Here is a 19,381-nt window from a genome sequence, read left to right as displayed (position 1 = left end):
ATGAATAAATTCATTAAAAATATACTGGCGTTTTCTCTTAAGAATCGCTTTTTCACCTTCTTCTTTGTGGGTGTGCTCTCCATTGCCGGAGTAGTAAGCTACCTCAATACCCCCATTGAAGCCTTTCCCGATGTAACTAACACACAAATAATTATCGTAACCGAATGGAAGGGCCGCAGCGCCGAAGAAATCGAAAGGTTTGTTACGATACCCATTGAGGTAGCTATGAACTCCGTACAGCGGAAAACCAATGTACGGAGTATCACCATGTTCGGGCTTTCAGTAATGAAGATTATCTTTGAAGATGACGTTGACGATTTCTTTGCCCGGCAACAGGTAAACAACCAACTGAGAACCGTTAGCCTGCCCGAAGGGGCAGAGCCCGAGGTACAGCCCCCGTACGGCCCTACCGGAGAAATTTTCAGGTACACACTCCAGAGCCCCACGCGTGACTCAAGAGATTTATTAACGATTCAGAACTGGATAATCGACCGCCAGCTAAGAGCTGTTCCCGGTGTGGCAGACATTGTGGCTTTTGGTGGCCGCGAAAAAATTTATGAAGTAATGGTAAACCCATTGCTATTGCATAAGTATGATATTACGCCACTTGAGGTTTACAACGCCGTTGAAAAAAGTAACATAAACGTAGGTGGCGACATTATTGAAAAGAACGGCCAGGCTTATGTAGTAAGGGGTCTGGGGCTACTCACAAAGATTGAAGACATTGAGAACATCATTATCGACAACATTAATGGTACGCCTATCTACGTAAAAAATGTGGCTCAGGTAACTGAATCAAATTTCCCGAGGGTTGGTCAGGTAGGGCTTGATGATAACGATGATGCCGTTGAGGGTATTATTGTTATGCGTAAAGGTGAAAACCCAAGTGAGGTACTGGCGCGTGTAAAAGACAAGATTGAAGAACTGAACACAAAGGTGCTGCCACCTGATGTAAAAATGGTTACTTTTTATGACCGCGACAACCTGATGAAGTTCTGTACCGAAACCGTTTTACACAACCTTGCAGAAGGCATTGTGCTGGTTACGGTTATTGTATTGCTTTTCATGGCCGACTGGCGGACAACCGTTATCGTGTCAATTATTATTCCGCTGGCATTGTTGTTTGCCTTCTTCTGTCTGCGGCTAAAGGGCATGTCGGCTAACCTGCTTTCAATGGGGGCTGTCGATTTCGGAATCATCATTGATGGCGCCGTAGTTATGGTTGAGGGGATATTTGTGGCGCTCGACCATCTGTCCCATAAGGTGGGTATGGAAAAGTTCAATAAACTATCAAAGCTGGGTTTAATTAAAAAAACCGGAGCTGAAATGGGGAAAGCCGTTTTCTTCTCAAAACTAATCATCATTACGGCCCTTTTACCTATTTTCAGTTTCCAGAAAGTAGAAGGCAAGATGTTTAGCCCCCTGGCCTGGACACTCGGTTTTGCCCTGCTGGGTGCGCTTATCTTTACACTTACTTTGGTACCCGTGCTTTGTTCTATCTTATTGAGAAAGAATGTACGCGAAAAAAACAACCCGGTGGTGCGGTTCTTCGACAAATACATTACCTCCTGGTTTAATTGGACCTACGCCCATAAACGCCTGAGTGTATTTGTTTCTTTTGTTTTTATGGTCGTAACCTTTGCCTCTACAGTTTTGCTGGGTACCGAGTTTTTACCACAATTAAATGAAGGTGCCCTTTGGGTGGGCGCTAAAATGCCCATGAGTATGTCGCTCAATGAAACCGTAAAAATGGTTCATACCCTGCGCGACAAACTGAATCAGTACCCAGAGGTAAACGGCGTTCTTTCACAGACAGGCCGCTCAAATGACGGCACCGACCCATCTGGTTTTTATTATGTGCAAATGCAGGTGAACCTGAAACCCAAAAAAGAGTGGACACGGAAAATAAGCACTGATGAACTGATAGAAGAAATGGACAAAGACCTACGGCAGTTTCAGGGTATCAATTACAACTACTCACAGCCCATTATAGATAACGTGGCAGAGGCCGTAGCAGGAATGAACGCCTCTAATGCCGTAAAGATTTTTGGAAACGACCTTGACGAGCTGAATAAATATGCAGATGAGGTACTCGATGCCATTAAAGATGTGCAGGGAATTAAAGACATAGGGGTAATCAGGAATATAGGCCAGCCCGAAATGCGTGTGAACCTGAATATGAAAAGAATGGCCTTCTATGGAATACAGACCAGCGACGCCCAGGCCGTAATTGAAATGGCCATTGGCGGCAAAACTGCCTCTATTATGTATGAGGGCGAAAAGAAATTTGATATCAGGATAAGGTACCTGCAGGAATACCGGAAAGACGAAACTGACCTGAGCAGCTTGCTGGTGCCTACAACCAGAGGCACGAAAGTACCGCTGAAAGAGATTGCCACTATTGAAACCGTAACCGGGCCGGCATCAGTTTACCGCGACAAAAATAAGCGCTTTATTGGTGTTAAGTTTTCGGTACGGGAACGAGACCTGGGCAGCACCATTGCTGAAGCCAAACAACTGGTGGCAGCCAAAGTAAAACCCGGCAGAGATATTGGTATAGAATGGACAGGTGAGTTTGAAAATCAGGTACGGGCCAGCGAACGGCTGGGGCAGGTGGTTCCATTATGCCTGCTGGCTATTTTTGTAATTTTATTTGTGATGTTCGGCAATGCCAAAGACGCAGGTCTGGTGTTAGTGAATGTGCCTTTTGCCCTGATAGGCGGCATTCTGGCACTACATATTACCGGTACTATTTTTGGTATATCGGCCGGGGTTGGATTTATTGCGCTATTTGGTATCTGTGTGCAAAACGGGGTTATTCTCATTTCTGTTTTCAACAAAAACCTGGCTTCCAGAATGTCGCTCGATGATGCCATCAGAGAAGGTGTAAAATCAAGAGTAAGACCCGTGGTAATGACAGCCCTAATGGCTGCCATAGGTTTGCTGCCTGCTGCCATCTCAACCGGAATCGGCTCAGAGACACAGAAACCCCTGGCTATTGTCGTAATTGGCGGGCTTATATCGGCAACGGTACTTACGTTGCTCATCTTCCCAATCATCTACCGTTTCTTTTACAGGCATAATTTACATACCATCAAAGACCTTGATTAATTGAAACAGTACCGCCTGAAAGCCGGATAGCCTCAACTATCCGGCTTTTTTTGTATAAAAACACGAATGACTATTTAAAAACAAATCCGGGGCAGCCTCAGAATAAAATCATTATAAAAGTTATAAAAAAATAGCTTTATTTGTGCGTTGGTATTGGTTTTACCAGAATATTCTATTTCAATACCACCCATCCCATTGAGAAGTATGATTAAAATTTTTGCCTTCTGTCTCAATTTTCTGATTCTACAGAAAGACACCTCCGGTATAACCTATGAAAGCTACGTACAAGCCATTCAGGATTATAAACCTCTGCTGGCAGATATAAGAGAATACAAAATTACACCAGAAGATGCCCGCGAAAGATTTCAGTCTATCATGCTTACCCTTAAAAAAGCGTATCCGACAGCTGCCTATGATTCGTCAGCAGTAAGTATTATTTTTCCTTTACAAGGCTTTGACTACCGCGCTGTTGGCGGCCGTGCTGGTAACGGCTATAAAGACAAAGGCTATGATTTGTTCGACCAGAACGCCAAAGGCAGCCACCCGGCACATGATATATTTATTAAAGATAAAAATCAGGACTGCAAAGATGACCGCACAGGCGACTACGTGGGTATTTTATCAGTCAGTGACGGAATTGTGATAGGCACTGAAACCGAATGGCAGCCCGGTAGCGAGTACAGAGGCGGTAATTATATCTGGGTTTATGATACAGTGTCTGGTGGTTTATGGTATTACGCGCATCAGAAAGAGATTTATGTAAAAACCGGCGATACCTTAAAAGCCGGGCAAAGAATATCAATTATAGGCCGTACCGGATACAATGCCTATATGAAACGCTCAGACACACACCTGCATTTAACCTATTTGCGGATTGATGATGAGGGCAATCCATTTCCGGTAAATACTTACGGCTGGCTGAAAAACGCAGCTACCCTGATTGACCCTAGAATTGCAGCCGATTTAAAGCCTTTTGCGTACTTTGCTGAACCTAAAGCCCTGAAAGTAAATCCTAAGAAATTAAAAGCGCCTGCCATTAAGACCCATAAAAGTGGCTATTCGGGTAAGAAGAAAAAAAAGAAGAAAAGATAACAGGCAAGAAAGACCCCTCTTAAAACAATAATTCTTCTCTGCCAGCAAAGAAGAATTATCAACCAGTATGCCCTTCATAAATTTAAGAACCCGCTTTGCGTGCGCAAGGCTGTATCTGCATCATAATTTAAGTATTATTATGCGCGGGCAGCAACGGGGCTTCCTCCATCAGGTCTTTTAAAGTGGTATGTTCATAAACAGCCAGATTGGCGTCTCTTACTTTCTCCATAATTGGTCTGATACGGCACGTCACTTCATCGTCGCAATCGTCGCACTTGCCATAAAAGTGTAACGACACACATAGCATTGGTGCAATAGGGCCATCTATTATACGCACTATTTTAGCTATGGTTACCTGCTCAGGAGGCAACCGGAGCTGATACCCCCCACCTTTCCCCTTCTGGCTATGCAATATTCCGTTATTACGCAATTCAAGCAATATAGCTTCCAGAAATTTTTTCGGAATGTTTTCTTTTTCGGCTATTTCGGCAATAAGAACCGGGTGTTTTGATTCAAATCTTTCAGAAAGCAGCTTTAGGGCTTTTAATGCGTATTTTGCTTTTTTTGAAATCATCTATAGAGTGCTGATGTGTATTTTGGTTGGTTTTAAAGCTATGAGCCTGGCAAATGTAAAATTTTTTCCTGGTTTTGCAATAAAACTGCCAATTCTATATTGCCCAAATAGGTAACGGCTCATATTTATGCCAAGTTAGCTATTTTTTAACTAAATAACCAGCTTTTGCCCGGGTGGGTACGCCATCATAAGACAGCCCCTCAAGCCTGATGCTCACTTGGGCAGAAGCATCGGTGTTAAAAAATGAAAGTTTGGCTTGCCCGTTTTCATCTGTTTTTACAACCGGCGCCCAGAAAATGGTAGACCGATAATCAGGCCTGGTATCTGACTGAAAATCTTCCGGACTGGCTTCATTATAGCGCGGCGCATAAAACTCTTTGGGTATTGCATAGCCGTTTACTTCGGCTACCTCAATACCGGTTGTAGGCCCCACCGGGCCCGAGCCACCCCGTTTGGTCAATACAGAAATAACGCCGTTACCACCGCGAGAACCATAAATTGTTGCGTCGGCACCTTTCAGCACATCTACGCGGTCAACATCAAAAACTGGTATAGATAATATCATTTGTTTGTCAACCATCATGCCATCAAGCAAAAACGCAGGCTCAGATGAACCGGTAATTGAGCTCAGCCCTCTGATAGTAACTGACGGATTCATGGGGCTGCCTGATACCTGCACACCCGGCACTCTTCCTCTCAGCAAGTCCAGAACGTTACCATACGAATTCATGTCGGGGGTAATTTTCAGTGTATTACTGGCGTGGCTGTAAAGCACGCGGTCTTCACGCTCTATATGTTTTTTGGCTTTCACAACCACTTCCTGCAAAAGCCGCTCGCGCTGGTTTTTCAATATGCGGGCAATTTCAAGTGCTTCACGCGTTCTTTTCAGATAATCGGCCAGGTCAGACTCATCAAAGTTTATCGGATTAAACGGAATAGCCACCACCTGCACCTTGGGCGATACCATCTTGTTTATAAAAATCTTGGTATTGCGGTTTAATTTACCAGCCACTGCCTGCACCAGTATTTTGGCCTGCCCGCTGTAGTCCAGATCAGAAATCAGGAATGAGCCATTGGTAGCGGCCTCACCAACTCCAAAATGGCGCTTGTCGTTGTCCAGCCACATCATGTAGGTCAATGTCAAGGGCTTTTCAAACAATTTTCCGTTTGGCCGGGTTACTTCGCCGGTAATACTCAAACCCTGTTCATGTAAAAACCTGGGGTCGGGAATCGATGGCTTCAGGATATCGTCCCACCTGAATCTGCGCCATCCCTGTGTCATCAGCAGCACATCAAGGTGCCTGCGTACCTCCGGTTTGTTTTGCTCAAAATAATAGTCTGGCTGTTCAACTTTCCCTCTTAGGTCAGAACTCAACAATAAATAATTCATGATGTTCTCTTCATTGGGTTGCAGAAGCACCTGCCTGCTATCAGAAACAACTACTGAAAAATTGCCTTTCACGGGGCTGCCATCGGCATTTGTAGCCTTTATATTCAGCTTTACTTCTTCTTTAGGGCTATACGCACTTTTATCGGGCGTAATACTCACATTCACATCGTCTTCATGAAAAACATATACGAGGCGCTCGCAGCGAGGCCGCCCCGTTTCATCAAAAACCGTAAATTGCGCCACTCCTTCAGGAAACTTGTCTTTTGGTACTTTAAGCGCCACCGATTTATTACTGACAGGCGTGCGGGCTATGTAGTGAATAACCCCCTGCGACTGCCCGATAATCACCATCTGGCCACTTTCTTTGGTTTTATTGTAATTATGGCCGGCATACAAACGCATCAGGTTGTTATCGGCCACAGCCTCTACGCCCAATACATAGCCGTTTTTTTCTATTGGCGGAAACGCCACTTCTTTTTCCATAATATTCCGGTACCTTATTTTGGCCTGATAGGTTTCTCCGGGTTCAGCTTTAAAGCCGAATTCTCCCATGCCCAGATGCTGGCTCTCAAAGCGCATTACTGTATCTCCGGCCTGCGTAAATACTACGCCATTTACATCTACGCCATTTCCGGTAACATCAGTTGCCTTAAATGCCACCCGGTTATTGATGCCCTCAACAATCTGGCCGCCTTCCGGAAAAAACCTGAAATCAATCTCGCGGCTATCATACTTGACGGGGGTTATCTCCTGCCCTACTTTATGCACCTTAAAGTCTTTTACAAACATCAGGTCTTCGTCAAAATTGCGCATCCAGTTGGTATATGCCCGCAAACGATAGTAGCCGCTATGCAGCGAATCAGCCAGTTCAAAATCTCCGGCGGCAGTGCCATCTTCCAGTTTCAGTATTTTTCTTTCAAGCACTTTTCCAAACAGATTATCTATCAGCTCTACATACAATGGCACGCTTTTCTGGCTGAACTGATTAGTCGAGGCATCAACGGTATAGGCTTTCAGCCAGACGGTTTCACCGGCTGTGTAATAAGGTTTATCAAGGTGCAGATATACTTTTTCCTGTGGGTAAAGGCTGGCATATTGGTTAAATTTACTCACAATGGTATCAGCCAACTCGTCGTTAATTACAAACGAAAATAAGATGGTAGAAACAGCAAAAAACAGAATGGTTCTCTTCATTTTACAAAAAAGTTGAGGCTTTATCAGGTAATCAGGCTGTGCGCCATAAACACAACCATCCGGATTTAAAACATACGCTCAGGCAGTTAAAGCTACACAGGTTTAGGGTGTGTTCCAAATGTTTTAGGCATTAAAACGCTGCTTGCGCATCATTATTGAAATTGCAGGAAGATATAATTTGCCTCGGTAATTTTATTGAAATAATTCTTGACTTGTATTGTTTTTTTCTCTACGTTAGTACTAAGGAAGTTCTTTGAAAGATTAAAGCAAGCCATGAAGGTTTTAGCGAATTTTTCGCTGGTACCGCATGGGAGACTTTAAACAATTTATCTATTGTTAACTTTAAATTTGTGAGTTATGAAGATTAATGTGCAAGCAGTTCATTTTGATGCTGACCCAGGATTGGTTAGTTTCATTCAAAGCAAGTTAAGTAAATTAGATACCTTCTACGACCGAGTAGTGAGTGGCGAAGTGTTTTTAAAGCTCGACAAAGGAGAAAAAAGTAAAGTGCATAAAAAATTAATTGAAGTTAAACTGATTGTACCCGGCCAGACCATCTATGTAGAAGAAAAAGGTGATACTTTTGAAGAAGCCACCGACATAGTGGTAGAAACCCTGAAATCGAAAATCAAGAAATTCAAAGATAAAAAGAACATTGTTGAACATAAAAAGCCTGAATTGGCTGTGGTAGAGGAAGAAGTAACCGAAGACGAATTTTAAATAATTAGTTATATCTGAAAGAGGGCAAGCAATTGTCCTCTTTTTTTTTGTGCTGTTCTAAGTGATTTAATAGCTGAAACGTATAGCCAAGCGGCTTAACAAATCTACCAGCCACTTATAAAAGCCATCAAAATTATGTTAGCCTTTAATAGCCATTCCTTTTTCTTCTTTAGTTTTATTCCGATTTCGGCAATTAATAATAAATTAAAACGTCGCAAATTCTGTAATAAACATTATTAGTTCAAAATCATTTCGTTATCTTGCATTGGTTTTTGCATATTTCTATTATTTATGAGAATAAAAAAAGAGATACCACTTCTCTTGTGGTTTATCTTGGCCGCAGTAGATGGCCTCATTCATTTTTTTAGGGAATCGTACAACAATTACGCAATCTATAAGGGTGTTTTCTTTCATCTTATTCATCAGACTAACCTCTATAGTCTTTATCCGAATGAATACAATGACAGCAACCACTACGGGCCATTCTTTGGGCTGATTGTTGCGCCTTTTGCTGTTTTACCTGACTATGTTGGACTGACCCTCTGGACGACCTTCCACGCCCTGGTTCTATACATTGCTTATACTAAATTACCCATCAGAAAAAGCGACTTATGGATAATATTGATGATATGCGTGGTTGACCTGAACACCTCGTCGCACAATGTGCAGGTAAACCCCAGTATTGCAGGCCTTATTATTTTATCCTGGTATTTTGTTAAAGAAGAAAAGGATTTCTGGGCAGTGTTGTTTGTAATGATTGGTGCCTTTGTAAAACTTTACGGCATTGTAGGGCTGGTTTTCTGGCTATTCTCTAAGCATAAACTCAAATATATTTACTCGGCTGTATTCTGGGCTGCTGTGTTGTTTGCACTGCCGATGCTCATTAGTTCGCCAGGGTTTGTAGCGCAGTCTTATGTTGACTGGTACCACAGCCTGGTAGAAAAAAACCTATCTAACCAAACGGGTTCAGAGGGCATAGGAAGCATGCAGGATGTGTCGCTAATGGGATTGTTTCGCCGTGTAGGTGGCCTTCAGGTTTCAAACCTGGTCTTTATTGTTCCGGGTCTGTTATTACAGCTGGCTCCGCTGGCACGTATAAAGTTATATGACAACCTCGTTTTCCAGCTTCGCTATCTGGCATCGATTCTGATATTCGTGGTAATATTTTCATCGTCTTCCGAGTCATCTACCTATATAGTAGCCATATCTGGTGTAGCTATCTGGTTTATTACCCAGGACCACCCCATTAAACGGCCAATTTGGATTCTATTCGGCCTGGCACTAGTGTTCACGTCTTTATCAGCAACAGATATTTTCCCTTACCATATCAGGCAAATGTTTATTATTTATTCAATAAAGGCATTTCCATGTTGCCTGATATGGTTTACCTGCGTATACCAATTACTAACCGAAAAACATTACCCAATTGAAAAAAAATGGATATTTCAAGGCTAAAAATCTGCATTCTGACGGCAGCGTATAACGAAGGCGAGAATATTCTTGTCTTTTATGATGCCGTGAAGAGCGTGATAGACACTTTGCCCTACACGTTTGAGTTTTGCTTTGTGAATGACGGCAGCTCTGATAATACCCTGCGTGTAATCAGAAATCTGGCCAGAGAAGACCACTCTGTAAAGTACCTGTCGTTCTCCAAGAATTTCGGTCAGCAGGTAGCTCTGAAAGCCGGAATTGATACCATTGAGGCCGATGCCATTATTATGATGGACAGCGACCTGCAACACCCGCCCACTATGATACCTGTGCTGATTAACGCATGGGAACAAACGGGAGTTAACATAGTAAATACATTGCGTGAAGAAGACCGCGATTTATCGTGGTTCAAAAAGAAAAGCAGCCAGTGGTTTTATAAAGTATTGAATAACATCAGCAATTTATCTTTGGAACCAGGCCAGGCAGACTTCCGGCTGATTGACCGACAGGTAGCCAAAACCCTCAGGGAATCAAAAGAGCAGGATGTTTTTCTGAGAGGCATGATACACTGGATTGGCTTCCGCCAGACCAACATACCTTATAAGCCTCAAAAACGCTTTGCCGGCGAAAGCAAATATACCCTTAAAAAAATGATAAGACTGGCTTTGGCCGGTATTACGTCGTTCAGCGTAAAACCATTGCATAGCGCTATTTATCTGGGTTTTATTATTGCTTTTGGTTCAATGTTGTATCTGCCTTATGTATTATATAGTTACTACAGCGGCCATGCAGTTGACGGCTGGAGTTCGGTTCTGATGACCATTGCCTTTTTTGGAGGTCTGAACCTGTTTATTTTAGGAATTATTGGTTTATACATTGGTAAAATACTGATTCAGAATAAAGAACGGCCTTTGTATATTATTCAGGAACATAATATTTATGAAAACAGCTATTCTCAGTTTTGATGTTGAGGAGTTTGATATGCCCTTTGAGTTTGGCGGACACTCGAGCCTGCAGGAGCAGATTGCTACTTCAAGCGCGGGTTTACAAAGTTTAGTTACTATTCTGAATAGATTTAATGCAAGTGCCACATTTTACTGCACAGGTATTTATGCTCTTGCAGAGCCAGACAATATCAGGTCTTTAAGTGTGGCACACGAAGTAGCTTCACATAATTATTATCATTCAAGTCATAAAACCGACGACCTGCGTAATTCTAAACTGGTGTTAGAAAACATTACGCAAAAAGAAGTTAAGGGGTTCAGGATGCCTCGCATGGCGCCCGTATCTGATGCGGATTTGCTGGAAGCAGGTTATAGTTATAACGCATCATATAACCCGACTTACCTGCCGGGCAGATATGACTACAGACATATACCGCGCACCATTCATCAGCAGAACGGACTAATTCATGTGCCTGCTTCGGTTTCGCCGCGCTTGCGTTTACCGCTTTTCTGGATTGCGTTTCACAATTACCCTTTGTCTTATTTTTTTCATTTATGCAAAAAAGTGGCCGAGGCAGACGGGTACGTACACTTGTATTTTCACCCGTGGGAGTTTACCGATTATACCAACATGCCTGATGGAGCGAAATACCCTTTTTACCTGCGTAGAAACAACGGGCTGAAAATGCAGAAAAGGTTTAACCGTTTGTTGAGTTTTTTAAAGCAGGAAGGGTTTGCTTTCAAAACTACGTCGTGGTTGCTTGAACAAACCAGCTTATTTGCCGAGCCCATATAAAAAACGCATAGGCTGCTGCCTATGCGTTTAATTGAAATATCTCTTTCAGTTCGTGTGCTTCTTCGGGTTTCATTCTCCCTGCCAGCACAAGCCTTAGCTGTCGCCTGCGAAGCGCACCTGCATATAATTCTTTTTCTTCGGCTGTTTCGGGTTCTACCGCAGGTACTTCTATCGGCCGGCCGGTCTGGTCTACTGCCACAAAAGTCATAAAAGCCTTATTGGTATAAATCCGGGTTCCGGCAGGTATATTTTCAGCCCACACGTCAATCCCTACTTCTAATGATGAGTTAAAAGCCCTGGTTACTTTGGCTTGCAGGGTAACTACCGAGCCTAAAGGAATGGCTTCTTTAAAAGAAACATTATCGACCGAGGCCGTTACCACGATCCGGTTACAGTGCTTTTGTGCCGCAATGGCTCCGGCAATATCGAGCATTCTCATTAAATTCCCTCCCATCAGGTTTCCCAAGGTATTGGTGTCGTTCGGGAAAACCATCTCGGTCATTACTGTAAGCGAATCTTGTGCTTTACGTACTTTTTGCATAAACTGTTTTTTCAAAAATATGGTTTGTTGATTTGGTTTTTATAGTTTATCAAGTCTGATGAACAATTCGTTCCCTGCCCGTGGCGGAATAGAATTGTAACACCTCTCAAAAATTACAGGCTGAAAATAAGGCTTGAACATCTCCAGGTATTCTTCTTTTGAGCCACCAAACGGCGGCCCACCCGCAAACGTAAAATCAAAAATTACACCTGCCAGCCTGCCCTTCGGCTTAAGCAGATTATACATCTGCTCAGCATATTTTGATCGTAATGAAGGGTCTAATGCTGATAAAAACGTTTGCTCAATAATCAGATTATACCGCCCCTGATGCGTGAAGAAATCCTGATGGATTACCCTACAACTGCCATTTTGAATGTAAAATTGTAAATTTCTCTGCAAACGTTCTACTAAAACCGCCGAAATATCAATGAGTGTGATATTGTTAAAACCCTGGTGCAGCAAATATTCGGCCTCATAAGAGTTACCACATCCGGGAACCAGAATGGCTATTGACCTATCCGTCAGTTGGTCAAAGTAGGTTTTCAAAGGTGTGGAAACATAGCCAATATCCCAGCCTGTCTGGCCGGTTTTGTATCTTTCGCTCCAATATTCCTCTGTAAGCATTGTTCTGTTCGTTTAAAAAAGGAACCCTATCCACAAAGCAGATGTTTGCCCATCATAGCATCAGTATCTACCACAAATATACCAATAAAATGAAATCCGTTGCCGATTACCTGCGCCAAACCCTTGTGCAAGTGTTACCTGCGCTTCAGGGGATTACGGAAGAAGAAGCCGGAGCAAAACCCCAACCGCATAAATGGTCGAAAAAAGAGATTCTGGGGCATCTGATAGATTCTGCCAGCAACAACCAGCATAAGTTTGTGAGAACAATGGCGCAACCGCACGTGGAATTTGTGGGTTACACGCAGGACTCATGGGTAACCCTACAGGCATATAATAACCGAAACTGGCAAGAGATTGTGTCTTTCTGGTATGCCTATAACCTGCACATAGCGCATATAATAGAGACCGTGAACGCAGATTATTTGCAGCATACCATCCGCATTGATGGGTGTAATCCTTTTACACTGGCCTTTATTATGGAAGACTATGTGGAGCACCTGAAACACCACCTGAAAGTAATTCTGCCTGATGCAGGTTTAATCAGCCAGTTTGAGAATGTTTATAATGCATAAAAAAGGTGGCTTCTGGCCACCTTTCCGGTTTATTAGGCGGCGATATGCGGTTTAATTACCTTTAAAAAAGAAAAATCCCCGGCAAGACTTAATCTATACCGGGGATAAATAGAACCAATTAATCTTCCAATACACCCATTCGCCCTAGTTCATAATCTTCAATAGCCTGCTTCAGTTCGGCTGGGTAATTCATTACAAACGGGCCATAGGTAGAAAGCGGCTCCTGAATGGGCTCTCCGGCCAGCAGCAACAGCTTGCCTTTGGTAATGACCTCAAAGTCTATGCCTTCTCCTTCGTGGTCAAAAGTAACCATATTCAACTTTTCAACGGTGGTTTCGTTGGTTTTTATCTGTCCGTCAAGCACATATATAAGTGCATTATAAGAAGCCGGAATTTCAAAGAAAGTTCTTGCACCTGCCTCAAAATTAACCATCATGGCCAGCATAGGCGAGAAAGTAGAGGCAGGTCCGGTTTTGCCTTTGTAATTACCTGCTACCAATTGCATTTCTATGCCTTCTTCTGTCAATACCGGCATGGTGTCTTTGGTCAGGTGCTGGTACTTGGGCTGTGTCATTTTGTGCGCGCGGGGCAAATTAACCCAGAGTTGTACTAACTCAAAATTCCCTCCTGCCTGCAAGAACTCTGCCGATGGGCCTTCAGAGTGAATAATTCCCTTGCCTGAGGTCATCCACTGCACATCACCGGCATTCAGGAATCCTTCATTGCCCAGCGAATCTTTATGATGAATTTTTCCCTGAAACAAAAAAGTAACTGGCTCAAACCCACGGTGAGGATGCGGGCTCAAACGGGGGTTGCTATGAGCGGGGCTATGATACGTAGGTACAGCATGGTGTAATAACAAAAATGGACTCACCTGCCTGATATCCCTGGCAGGTAAAGGTTGTTTTACCAGCATGTGGCCTACCTGAACATCATGCCCCAAACTGATGTATTGAATGTTACGCGCTTTCATTTTGGTAATAATTTAGATGGCTTTTGCCGGGGCTAAGCATGGGGTTCTACCTCTTTTGGAGCTACTATCCGGTTTACCAGCCAAAGGTATTCGTTGGTAAAAAGCTCAATGGCTTTAAAGAAAGCTGGGTCTGTCAGATTGGCCTCGGCATCAAATTTTTTGTCTACGGCCGGTACAATCAGCATGTGTGGCGAGGCCACACCGAATAAAGCTGCCACCAGATTTATCATTTGCTGGCTGGCCCGCATACCACCCATTGCTCCGGGTGATGCCGTTACAATTCCGAATGGTTTATGCAATTGCTTCGGAAAATGGTCTAACAGATTTTTCATTGCAGGAGAATACCCACCGTTGTATTCGGGTGTTACCAGAATAAAAGCATCTGCCGAAAACACACGTTGTGCCAGTTCTTTCCATTCTTCCGGAACGGCATCTATTGATGTCCATACCTTCTGAACAAAGGGCAAATCGTGTTCTTTCATGTCAATAATGTTCACCGAAGCATCTGTTATTCCGCTCAGATGTTTCTGCAGATACTTTGCTACGCGAACCGTAACACTTTCTTTTCGTGGGCTTCCTGAAATGATTTCAATTTTCATTTTTCTTAAGTTTATGGGCAAGACCATCAGAAAGACATCGGAACGTCAATCAGAAGAATCTCAGCATTTGTTTTGGCTTTGATACGTATATCGGCGGTTTCACTTATACCCAAGGCGTCTCTGCGTGCCAACTCCTTGCCGTTTATTTCGGCTTCTCCGTCTATTAAGAAGGCGTATACACCGTTATTATTTAGTTTAACTGAATAATCTGCCTGTTTATCGGCGTCCAGATTAATAAGTGAAAACCAGGCATCCTGATTAATACCCATCGCTCCGTCATTGCTTCCAAGAGGTGAAACCAGTGTCTGAAATTGATTAACCCTGCCTTCAATCGGAAACGCCCGCTGGTCATATCTGGGTTCTATGTCTCTAACCTTCGGAAAAACCCAAATCTGCAAGAGGGTCAGCGCTTTATCTATGTTTTTGTTTCTTTCTGAATGGTAAATTCCCGTGCCAGCCGACATCACCTGCACTTCGCCTTTGCTGATGCTCCCGAGGTTACCCATGCTATCTTCATGTTCTAATTCACCCGAAAGCGGAATGGTTACAATCTCCATGTTGTCGTGCGGGTGCATGCCAAAGCCACGGCCGCCTGCTATTTTATCATCATTTAATACCCTTAGCGCACCAAAATGCACCTTTGACGGGTCGTGGAAACCCGCAAAACTAAATGAGTGCCAGGCATCTAACCAGCCATGGTTCGCATGGCCTCTTTCATCGGCTTTATAATATATGGTTTTCATAAATTTAATACATTTACATTCAATGTATATACATATATAATTTATAAAAAGTTCAACCCTTGATAATTACTCATCACCACTCAAAATTATCCTTTAATGGCTCTGTTCAGAAAAACAATAAAGGGGTAGATAGCCTCAAAACCTTGCAGAACAGCCGGCACAAAGTCTTTTTTGAGCGCCTCAGCTACCTCAAAAGTATCTGAAACCGTAAAGCTTTTCAGTTTCAGCAACTCAATGGCCGGGTTAGACTCATCGTATCCTTTCGGCGGGCGGACAGTAGCCGCTTCTCTGTCCAGGCCTGCAGGGAAATACTTTTTAAAATCCGGGGCTTCGGTAATGCCTTTTATTTCTTCAAAGTTGTAATCAATTTCGTCACGAATCTTTTTTAACTCATTGTTTTCGGGCATCCAGATACCCCCGGCAAAAAAACACTCATTGGCATCAATATGCAGATAATAACCTGCACCGCCAGATTTTTTGCCACCGGCTGTAAACCATGCACCGAAATTAGTTTTATAGGGCGACTTATCTTTTGAAAACCGTACATCACGGTTAATTCTGAAAACGCAGTCTTTAGCTTTCAAATCCGTCTCTGCAATACTTTTATCAAACTTTCCTAAACCTTTAATGAGTAAATCTACAACCTCAATAAAGTTCTGCTTGGCTGTTTCGTAGGTTTTACGGTTGGCATCAAACCAGGGCTTGTTATTATTCTCTTTTAAGTCTGCTAAAAACTGAATAGTCTGAGGCTGAATCATATCTGTTAAGTATTGAGTTTAGCTATAAAATCAATATCCGGCAAGTAAAAGTTCCCGGCTATTTCACTTCGTTTGCCAATGGCTTTTGGTGCTCAAAATCGCTTATATTTTGCAGGGTAACCAATGCAATCTGGGTAAGGGCCTCTTCTGTAAGAAACCCCTGGTGCGAAGTAATAATCACATTCGGGAAGGTCATGAGGCGTGCCAGCGTGTCATCTTGCAGTATCTGTTCCGACAAATCGTTGAAGAAAATATTCTCTTCCTGTTCATACACATCAATGCCCAGGTAGCCAATAATTTTATTTTTCAGCGCTTCAACCACGGCATGGGTGTCTATCAACCCGCCCCGGCTGGTATTAATGAGCATCATACCTCTTTTCATTTTTGCCAGCGAACCCTCGTTAATCAGATGTCGCGTGGTATCCAGCAGGGGGCAATGTAACGAAAGGATATCTGCCTCTGCCAGAAGCTCATCAAAAGGCACATAAGTTACTCCGGCGGTTATCAGCTCCACATCATTGTGTTGGTCGTAGGCCAGTACTTTACAACCCAGCCCGAGCATAATACGGGCAAAAACCCCACCAATTTTACCCGTACCTACTACCCCAACGGTTTTACGGTATAAGTCAAATCCGGTCAGTTTTTCTAAAGAGAAGTTTCCTTCTCTAACCCGGTTATATGCCTTATGGGTTTTGCGGTTCAGGGTCATTACCAATGCCAGTGCGTGTTCTGCCACTGCATAGGGCGAGTAGGCCGGCACCCTCACAATCCTGACGCCCTCATGAGCCGCGGCCTGCAAATCTACATTATTAAAGCCGGCGCATCTGAGGGCAACCAGTTTAATACCCAGTTTTTTAAGTTTACTGATAACCGTGGCATTCAGATGGTCGTTTACAAACACACAAACGGCCTCTGAACCTTCAGCCAGACGCACAGAATGTTCGTTCAAAGCCACCTCATAGAATTCAATCTGATGCACACTATTGTATCGCTCAAACGAATCTTTGTCGTAAGGCTTGGTACTAAAAAATGCTATTTTCATTCTGATAAGTTTTGTTTGATACTTTTAAGCTGATAGGCCAACGATAGGTGATGAGAAAACCCTAATAAAGAATGATTACTGGCGGCGTAATCAAAAATAAACTGTTTTGACTGAAAACCAAAACCGAAATGCACATTATTGATACGCGAAGTAATACCCGAACGGATATAAAAGTTTTTAACCAGTTGATACTCAAGCCCTGCTTTATAAACCAATGGCAAAACAATATCTTTTTCTGCCTCGCTCACCAACAGCAATTGTTTACCCGGCTGGTAAGAAAACCCAAACCGTAAAACCGTAGGAATTCGTTGCGAAAGAAAGAGCCTTGCCCCGGTTAAATTATACGCATGAAAGCCCATATTAACCGTAGAGCTCAATTTAGCCATTACCCCAAACTGGGTAAGAAATGTTTGTTTAACAGCAAAATTTTCGATAGCGGCCTGCAGGTAGGATACTTTCAGGCCCAGCGCTACCCTGCCGGTGCTTTTGGCCAGCGACAACCCTAATTTTTGTTCGTTGTAAAGTTTATCGCCAAACCGCTCTACGTCAAGTCCTGCTTTGGCCCATTTGGCCGAAAAATTGCCTCCCAAAGCAAATGTCTGCAGCCCTGCCATATTATACCGGCTATGGTAAGCTGTACTGATAAAATGGTGGGCAAGAAAAGCCAGCCCGGCCGGATTATTAAAAACAGATTGTTTGTCGGCAACGGCTGTAACAGCATTGGCCATGCCCCAGCTTCTGGCGCCTATAGGAAAAGGCTCGCCTGATGCATTGCATTGAGAAGTTCTGAACAGCGTGATTAGGGATATGAGAATAAGGCTTATCTGCGAACAAAGAAAAACCCTGTACTTTTCTCCAATTTTAGCCAAAGCGTTAAAATTTTGGAGCAAAATACAGGGTTAACGGCACAATTCAAAGCATTAATTGAACCTGCGCTTCACTATATCAATAAATTCTTCGGCCTCTGCGCTTTTGATGTCCCACAGGTAGCGCGGAACATACTTTTTAAGAATCAGTTCTTTGGCTTCGCTGAAATCCTTGCATAATTCAATTTCATCAAGTGCGTTTGAGAATGTCTGAATATTACCACCAAAAAGGTTATTGGTAAACAAAAACCGCTGGTTGAGCGAAATGGCAGCGTTGATACCCTCAATCCGGTTATGCTGGTGGTGGTCAAGTATGGTACGGTTAGCCTTGGCCTGGTCGTTAAGACTTTTTCTTTCTGTGCCCAGCTTTTCATTCAGCCTTACCTCTTCTGTATCTTTCGCTACTGTTTTTTCATAAGAATCACTCATTTTTGAGATAACGGCTCCCAATTTTTGTTCAAATATGGGTGGGGGCACGGTTTCTGCGGCCACAACTCTTGCAGGCTCGGCCTGCGGAGCATAAGATTCAACCTCCTGAAAAACAGGAGCTGCTTCAGGTATCGGGGTCTCAATCTTCTGTTCAATAACTGGTTTGTTCAATTCGGCTTCAAAAAATGAAGCGATAGCATCCGTATTTTGATGGTCTGGCGCTTTTTCATCATTAGAAGAAGTGAGCTCGGCAGGCACAGGAACTTTTCCGGCAAATAACGCCAGATAAGGCTCAGGGCTTTCCACCTGCAAAGGCATTTCATCTATCCAGGCCATGGCCTGATTAGCAAACACAAACTCGCTGCCGTTGAGTTTTTCTAACAATTGTGGCAGTATCTCTTTATTTATCTGAATATACTTAACCACACCTGAAACACTCTGATGAGTAAATCTGAAATCGGGCAGATTGCGCATCAGTTCTTTAAAAAACGTTTGCGGCTCAAGAATCAACACCAGTGTTTCGGCCACTGCTTGTGCCAGCATGGGTTCAAAATGTTCTTTTTTCACAGATATAAACTGCGAAACAACATTCATAAAATTCTTTAATGCCTGTTCTACTTCCGGCGCATTGAAATCAAAGAAGGGGCTTCGCATTCTTTCGGTGTCTGCCTGCCATTTCTCATATAATGCTTTTATAGTGAGCAGATTTACCTGCTGAATACTACTTAATGAAAGAATCTGCTTGCCAGTAATAACTTTATTCTGAGCAAAAAAATCATTGCACAATTGTGCGGCATAAGCCTTACTGTACCGTTCGACGGCGGACAAATTCAATTTGTTAGACATTCTGAAATTTGTTTGTTTTGTATTAAAATAGTTAAGGTGCTGCCAGGTTTAAAACAGCCCGGAATTTTGCAGAAAACTATTTTTTGTTATCCAACTGTAAAATTACTGCAAGTTTTTTGCCAGTTTTACTAAGAAC

18 protein-coding genes are annotated in these 19,381 nt (G+C 43.1%); 7 read left to right on the top strand and 11 right to left on the bottom strand.

The window, feature by feature from the left end; all coding sequences use genetic code 11:
* A complete protein-coding gene (locus MB380_RS03045; RefSeq protein WP_253533180.1) occupies window positions 1-3,111 on the top strand; it encodes an efflux RND transporter permease subunit in 3,111 nt (1,036 codons plus the stop codon).
* 204 nt (window positions 3,112-3,315) lie between these two features.
* Window positions 3,316-4,203 (top strand): M23 family metallopeptidase, encoded by an 888-nt coding sequence (locus MB380_RS03040; RefSeq protein ID WP_253533178.1) that lies wholly within the window; start codon window positions 3,316-3,318, stop codon window positions 4,201-4,203.
* A gap of 127 nt (window positions 4,204-4,330) precedes the next feature.
* Here MB380_RS03040 and MB380_RS03035 read toward each other — a convergent pair whose 3' ends face one another.
* Window positions 4,331-4,777 carry an Rrf2 family transcriptional regulator gene (locus MB380_RS03035; RefSeq protein WP_253533177.1) on the bottom strand — a complete coding sequence of 149 codons (447 nt, stop codon included), beginning with the start codon at window positions 4,775-4,777 and terminating at the stop codon, window positions 4,331-4,333.
* A 139-nt stretch (window positions 4,778-4,916) separates the two neighbouring features.
* Window positions 4,917-7,361: a TonB-dependent receptor gene (locus MB380_RS03030; protein ID WP_253533175.1), complete on the bottom strand. Its 2,445-nt coding sequence runs from the start codon at window positions 7,359-7,361 to the stop codon at window positions 4,917-4,919.
* Window positions 7,362-7,718: 357 nt separating this feature from the next.
* Between MB380_RS03030 and MB380_RS03025 the strand changes: the two genes are divergently transcribed.
* From MB380_RS03025 to MB380_RS03010, 4 genes are all read left to right on the top strand, one after another.
* Window positions 7,719-8,081, top strand: coding sequence for an HPF/RaiA family ribosome-associated protein (locus MB380_RS03025; protein ID WP_101727253.1), 363 nt, complete (start codon window positions 7,719-7,721; stop codon window positions 8,079-8,081).
* Between the two features lie 291 nt (window positions 8,082-8,372).
* Window positions 8,373-9,536 carry a glycosyltransferase family 87 protein gene (locus tag MB380_RS03020; protein ID WP_253533173.1) on the top strand — a complete coding sequence of 388 codons (1,164 nt, stop codon included), beginning with the start codon at window positions 8,373-8,375 and terminating at the stop codon, window positions 9,534-9,536.
* On the top strand, window positions 9,518-10,477 hold the full coding sequence (locus tag MB380_RS03015) for a glycosyltransferase family 2 protein (RefSeq protein WP_253533172.1): 960 nt from the start codon (window positions 9,518-9,520) through the stop codon (window positions 10,475-10,477). Before MB380_RS03020 ends, MB380_RS03015 begins: the two co-directional genes overlap by 19 nt.
* Entirely contained in the window at window positions 10,452-11,252 is an 801-nt protein-coding gene (locus MB380_RS03010) for a polysaccharide deacetylase family protein (protein ID WP_253533170.1), read from the top strand. The genes MB380_RS03015 and MB380_RS03010 overlap by 26 nt, the downstream gene beginning before the upstream one ends.
* 19 nt (window positions 11,253-11,271) lie before the next feature.
* Here MB380_RS03010 and MB380_RS03005 read toward each other — a convergent pair whose 3' ends face one another.
* Window positions 11,272-11,793 (bottom strand): acyl-CoA thioesterase, encoded by a 522-nt coding sequence (locus tag MB380_RS03005; protein WP_101727249.1) that lies wholly within the window; start codon window positions 11,791-11,793, stop codon window positions 11,272-11,274.
* A gap of 39 nt (window positions 11,794-11,832) precedes the next feature.
* Complete coding sequence (locus tag MB380_RS03000) at window positions 11,833-12,417, bottom strand: methyltransferase domain-containing protein (protein WP_253533168.1); 585 nt, start codon at window positions 12,415-12,417, stop codon at window positions 11,833-11,835.
* A 41-nt stretch (window positions 12,418-12,458) separates the two neighbouring features.
* Here MB380_RS03000 and MB380_RS02995 point away from each other — a divergent pair, with 41 nt between their 5' ends.
* Window positions 12,459-12,989: a DinB family protein gene (locus tag MB380_RS02995; protein ID WP_253533166.1), complete on the top strand. Its 531-nt coding sequence runs from the start codon at window positions 12,459-12,461 to the stop codon at window positions 12,987-12,989.
* Window positions 12,990-13,107: 118 nt separating this feature from the next.
* Here MB380_RS02995 and MB380_RS02990 read toward each other — a convergent pair whose 3' ends face one another.
* From MB380_RS02990 to MB380_RS02960, 7 genes are all read right to left on the bottom strand, one after another.
* A complete protein-coding gene (locus tag MB380_RS02990) occupies window positions 13,108-13,962 on the bottom strand; it encodes a pirin family protein (RefSeq protein ID WP_253533164.1) in 855 nt (284 codons plus the stop codon).
* Window positions 13,963-13,994: 32 nt separating this feature from the next.
* Window positions 13,995-14,561: an NADPH-dependent FMN reductase gene (locus tag MB380_RS02985; RefSeq protein ID WP_253533162.1), complete on the bottom strand. Its 567-nt coding sequence runs from the start codon at window positions 14,559-14,561 to the stop codon at window positions 13,995-13,997.
* 26 nt (window positions 14,562-14,587) lie between these two features.
* Window positions 14,588-15,304, bottom strand: a complete 717-nt coding sequence (locus MB380_RS02980) for a pirin family protein (protein ID WP_253533160.1) — start codon at window positions 15,302-15,304, stop codon at window positions 14,588-14,590.
* 86 nt (window positions 15,305-15,390) lie between these two features.
* The gene (locus MB380_RS02975) at window positions 15,391-16,062 is read right to left on the bottom strand and encodes a DUF2461 domain-containing protein (protein ID WP_253533152.1); all 672 of its coding nucleotides are present in this window, start codon (window positions 16,060-16,062) and stop codon (window positions 15,391-15,393) included.
* Window positions 16,063-16,120: 58 nt separating this feature from the next.
* Window positions 16,121-17,104: a 2-hydroxyacid dehydrogenase gene (locus MB380_RS02970; protein WP_253533143.1), complete on the bottom strand. Its 984-nt coding sequence runs from the start codon at window positions 17,102-17,104 to the stop codon at window positions 16,121-16,123.
* Window positions 17,101-17,973 (bottom strand): hypothetical protein, encoded by an 873-nt coding sequence (locus tag MB380_RS02965; protein ID WP_253533141.1) that lies wholly within the window; start codon window positions 17,971-17,973, stop codon window positions 17,101-17,103. The genes MB380_RS02970 and MB380_RS02965 overlap by 4 nt, the downstream gene beginning before the upstream one ends.
* 51 nt (window positions 17,974-18,024) lie before the next feature.
* A complete protein-coding gene (locus MB380_RS02960; protein ID WP_253533139.1) occupies window positions 18,025-19,245 on the bottom strand; it encodes a hypothetical protein in 1,221 nt (406 codons plus the stop codon).
* Between the last annotated feature and the right edge of the window lie 136 nt (window positions 19,246-19,381).

It is taken from the genome of Emticicia sp. 21SJ11W-3 (assembly GCF_024138715.1).
Classification (GTDB): Bacteria; Bacteroidota; Bacteroidia; order Cytophagales; family Spirosomataceae; genus Emticicia; species Emticicia fluvialis.
Note: the sequence above shows the minus strand (reverse complement) of the source record. Positions and strands in the feature narration are given on the sequence as shown.

Excerpts from the sequence above, each read along its gene's own strand:
- MB380_RS03045 (WP_253533180.1), top strand. The coding sequence starts at position 1 with ATGAATAAATTCATTAAAAATATACTGGCGTTTTCTCTTAAGAATCGC.
- MB380_RS03040 (WP_253533178.1), top strand. The coding sequence starts at position 3,316 with ATGATTAAAATTTTTGCCTTCTGTCTCAATTTTCTGATTCTACAGAAA.
- MB380_RS03035 (WP_253533177.1), bottom strand. The coding sequence starts at position 4,777 with ATGATTTCAAAAAAAGCAAAATACGCATTAAAAGCCCTAAAGCTGCTT.
- MB380_RS03030 (WP_253533175.1), bottom strand. The coding sequence starts at position 7,361 with ATGAAGAGAACCATTCTGTTTTTTGCTGTTTCTACCATCTTATTTTCG.
- MB380_RS03025 (WP_101727253.1), top strand. The coding sequence starts at position 7,719 with ATGAAGATTAATGTGCAAGCAGTTCATTTTGATGCTGACCCAGGATTG.
- MB380_RS03020 (WP_253533173.1), top strand. The coding sequence starts at position 8,373 with ATGAGAATAAAAAAAGAGATACCACTTCTCTTGTGGTTTATCTTGGCC.
- MB380_RS03015 (WP_253533172.1), top strand. The coding sequence starts at position 9,518 with ATGGATATTTCAAGGCTAAAAATCTGCATTCTGACGGCAGCGTATAAC.
- MB380_RS03010 (WP_253533170.1), top strand. The coding sequence starts at position 10,452 with ATGAAAACAGCTATTCTCAGTTTTGATGTTGAGGAGTTTGATATGCCC.
- MB380_RS03005 (WP_101727249.1), bottom strand. The coding sequence starts at position 11,793 with ATGCAAAAAGTACGTAAAGCACAAGATTCGCTTACAGTAATGACCGAG.
- MB380_RS03000 (WP_253533168.1), bottom strand. The coding sequence starts at position 12,417 with ATGCTTACAGAGGAATATTGGAGCGAAAGATACAAAACCGGCCAGACA.
- MB380_RS02995 (WP_253533166.1), top strand. The coding sequence starts at position 12,459 with ATGTTTGCCCATCATAGCATCAGTATCTACCACAAATATACCAATAAA.
- MB380_RS02990 (WP_253533164.1), bottom strand. The coding sequence starts at position 13,962 with ATGAAAGCGCGTAACATTCAATACATCAGTTTGGGGCATGATGTTCAG.
- MB380_RS02985 (WP_253533162.1), bottom strand. The coding sequence starts at position 14,561 with ATGAAAATTGAAATCATTTCAGGAAGCCCACGAAAAGAAAGTGTTACG.
- MB380_RS02980 (WP_253533160.1), bottom strand. The coding sequence starts at position 15,304 with ATGAAAACCATATATTATAAAGCCGATGAAAGAGGCCATGCGAACCAT.
- MB380_RS02975 (WP_253533152.1), bottom strand. The coding sequence starts at position 16,062 with ATGATTCAGCCTCAGACTATTCAGTTTTTAGCAGACTTAAAAGAGAAT.
- MB380_RS02970 (WP_253533143.1), bottom strand. The coding sequence starts at position 17,104 with ATGAAAATAGCATTTTTTAGTACCAAGCCTTACGACAAAGATTCGTTT.
- MB380_RS02960 (WP_253533139.1), bottom strand. The coding sequence starts at position 19,245 with ATGTCTAACAAATTGAATTTGTCCGCCGTCGAACGGTACAGTAAGGCT.